Genomic DNA, 3686 nt, shown 5'->3' with positions numbered 1-3686 from the left:
CCGCTTTTGGCGGCCCTAAGATTTCGGCTTGGGCCGATGTTGTGTCGAGAAGATTGTTTTTCAGCGTTTTTAGCTGACAACATTGCCTTTAGCAGACCTGGCAGCGACCTACTCTCCCGCGTCTTGAGACGAAGTACCATTGGCGCTGGGGCGTTTCACGGCCGTGTTCGGAATGGGAACGGGTGCAGCCACCCCGCCATGACCACCAGGTCGGCTAAGGGCAATGTTGTTGAGAAGCTGGCACAGGCATTCGCCTGTTTGTCTTTAAGTGAACACGTCTTTGTTTTGCGACTGAATGGGATCTCCCATACAGGCCGGTCGGCCGTCGCGCCCAGGTTTTTGCCGAAGGCAAAATACCGGTTTGGCGCGCGCCGTCCGCAGCGAAGCGATCAGAGATCGCGACAGCGTGAGGACAAAACAGATGGCTTGTGCTCATCTTCGATGAGCATAAGCAATGAGAACGATCAAGCCAATCGAGCTATTAGTAACGGTAAGCTTCATGCATTACTGCACTTCCACACCCGTCCTATCAACGTGGTCGTCTTCCACGGCTCTGATAGGGAATACTCGTTTTCAGGTGGGTTTCCCGCTTAGATGCCTTCAGCGGTTATCCCTTCCATATATAGCTACCCTGCTATGCCGTTGGCACGACAACAGGTCCACCAGAGATATGTCCATCCCGGTCCTCTCGTACTAGGGACAGATCCTGTCAATATTCCTACACCCACGGCAGATAGGGACCGAACTGTCTCACGACGTTCTGAACCCAGCTCACGTACCGCTTTAATTGGCGAACAGCCAAACCCTTGGGACCTGCTCCAGCCCCAGGATGCGATGAGCCGACATCGAGGTGCCAAACAACCCCGTCGATATGGACTCTTGGGGGTCATCAGCCTGTTATCCCCGGCGTACCTTTTATCCGTTGAGCGATGGCCCTTCCACACGGGACCACCGGATCACTATGACCGACTTTCGTCTCTGCTCGACTTGTCAGTCTCGCAGTCAGGCGGGCTTATGCCATTGCACTCGACGACCGATTTCCGACCGGTCTGAGCCCACCATCGCGCGCCTCCGTTACTCTTTCGGAGGCGACCGCCCCAGTCAAACTACCCACCATACACTGTCCCGGATCCGGATGACGGACCGCGGTTAGACATCCATGACGATAAGGGTGGTATTTCAAGGATGGCTCCACAGAAACTGGCGTCCCTGCTTCAAAGCCTACCACCTATCCTACACATGCCGACACGAATGCCAGTGTAAAGCTATAGTAAAGGTGCACGGGGTCTTTCCGTCTGACCGCAGGAACCCCGCATCTTCACGGGGAATTCAATTTCACTGAGTCTATGTTGGAGACAGCGGGGAAGTCGTTACGCCATTCGTGCAGGTCGGAACTTACCCGACAAGGAATTTCGCTACCTTAGGACCGTTATAGTTACGGCCGCCGTTTACTGGGGCTTCGATTCAAAGCTTGCACCTCTCCTCTTAACCTTCCAGCACCGGGCAGGCGTCAGACCCTATACGTCGTCTTGCGACTTCGCAGAGCCCTGTGTTTTTGATAAACAGTCGCTACCCCCTGGTCTGTGCCACCCCATTACACTTGCGTATAAAGGGGTCACGCTTCTTCCGAAGTTACGCGTGCAATTTGCCGAGTTCCTTCAACATAGTTCTCTCAAGCGCCTTGGTATACTCTACCTGACCACCTGTGTCGGTTTCGGGTACGGTCTGTACGGTGGAGCTATTTCCTGGAACCGCTTCCTCGCCCATTCAATCCAATAAGAATGAACAAGTTACGCAATCCGTCACTACCACCAGGCCCACGAATATTAACGTGGTTCCCATCGACTACGCATTTCTGCCTCATCTTAGGGGCCGGCTAACCCTGCTCAGATTAACTTTAAGCAGGAACCCTTGGTCTTTCGGCGAGGGGGTCTCTCACCCCCTTTATCGTTACTCATGTCAACATTCGCACTTCCGATACCTCCAGGGCCCCTCACGGGTACCCCTTCACAGGCTTACGGAACGCTCCGCTACCACTTGCAGTAAACTGCAAATCCTCAGCTTCGGTGCATGGCTTTAGCCCCGTTACATTTTCGGCGCAAAGACCCTTATTTAGACCAGTGAGCTGTTACGCTTTCTTTAAATGATGGCTGCTTCTAAGCCAACATCCTGGTTGTTTTGGGATCCTCACATCCTTTCCCACTTAGCCATGACTTGGGGACCTTAGCTGGAGGTCAGGGTTGTTGCCCTCTTCACGACGGACGTTAGCACCCGCCGTGTGTCTGCCGACTAGTACTCCCAGGTATTCGGAGTTTGGTTAGGATCAGTAAGACGGTGAGTCCCCATAGCCCATCCAGTGCTCTACCCCCTGGGGTATTCGGTCGACGCTCTACCTAAATAGATTTCGCGGAGAACCAGCTATCTCCGAGTTTGATTGGCCTTTCACCCCTAGCCACAAGTCATCCCGATCTATTGCAACAGATATGGGTTCGGCCCTCCAGTTGGTGTTACCCAACCTTCAGCCTGCTCATGGCTAGATCACTCGGTTTCGGGTCTAATGCAACTAACTGAACGCGCTATTAACACTCGCTTTCGCTGCGCCTACACCTACCGGCTTAAGCTTGCTAGTTACACTAAGTCGTTGACCCATTATACAAAAGGTACGCCGTCAGGCTTGCGCCCTCCGACTGCTTGTAGGCATCCGGTTTCAGGTTCTATTTCACTCCCCTTGTCGGGGTGCTTTTCACCTTTCCCTCACGGTACTTGTTCGCTATCGGTCATGCACGAGTACTTAGGCTTGGAGAGTGGTCTCCCCATGTTCAGACAGGATTTCACGTGTCCCGCCTTACTCAAGGACAATGAGTGTTCTACGCTTACGGGGCTATCACCCACTCTAGCCAGGCTTTCCAACCTGTTCAGCTTTATTCCTCATTGCCACTGGCCTGGTCCGCGTTCGCTCGCCACTACTTGCGGAGTCTCGGTTGATGTCCTTTCCTGCAGGTACTTAGATGTTTCAGTTCCCTGCGTTCGCTTCTAACCCCTATGTATTCAGAGTTAGATACCTTATCACAATGCTTGGAAACCCAAGCCGATCTTGCGATCAGTTTGGATTCTCCAAGCATTTAAGGTGGGTTTCCCCATTCGGATATCCATGGATCAAAGCTTATTCGCAGCTCCCCACGGCTTTTCGCAGCGTATCACGTCCTTCTTCGCCTGTGCATGCCAAGGCATCCACCAAATGCCCTTACGACACTTAATCGTTCTCATTGCCAATGCTCATCTATAGGAAAGACAATAGCCAATAGGCATTAGCCAACAGATCCTAAAACCCATTGCCTACTGCCTAAATCCTATCATCTCACCAATCCGGCTACCTTTTACAACCAGACCATTCAGATGCCATCGACGTGTTCGACAAGTCTGCTTTATTGGAGCTACGCCGAGCAGCTCACTTGCAGCTTGCCATTTAAGACCAGCTTCTCGAGATTAAATCCGGGATCGCGCGGTCAGGCAACGATCATCAGCAATCCGTCAGAGGCACATAAGCGCCAACAACGAACGACCAGAGCGACAGGCTTCCTACCTACCTCCGACCCTTCCCCAAGATCCGGCCGGCTAGGCCATCACAAGGTTCATCAGGATCGGGCTCGGACATGAGGTAAAACCCCATACCTGGAAGCCTCCAG

The 3686-nt window shown here is 52.9% G+C and carries 2 rRNA genes; both read right to left on the bottom strand.

What is annotated here, in order from left to right:
- Window positions 1–95: 95 nt before the first annotated feature.
- Window positions 96–210: ribosomal RNA gene (gene rrf, locus QWE_RS24140) — 5S ribosomal RNA — on the bottom strand.
- 250 nt (window positions 211–460) lie between these two features.
- Window positions 461–3259: ribosomal RNA gene (locus tag QWE_RS24135) — 23S ribosomal RNA — on the bottom strand.
- Window positions 3260–3686: the final 427 nt, after the last annotated feature.

The sequence above is a fragment of the Agrobacterium albertimagni AOL15 genome, from assembly GCF_000300855.1.
Classification (GTDB): domain Bacteria; phylum Pseudomonadota; class Alphaproteobacteria; order Rhizobiales; family Rhizobiaceae; genus Allorhizobium; species Allorhizobium albertimagni.
Note: the sequence above shows the minus strand (reverse complement) of the source record. Positions and strands in the feature narration are given on the sequence as shown.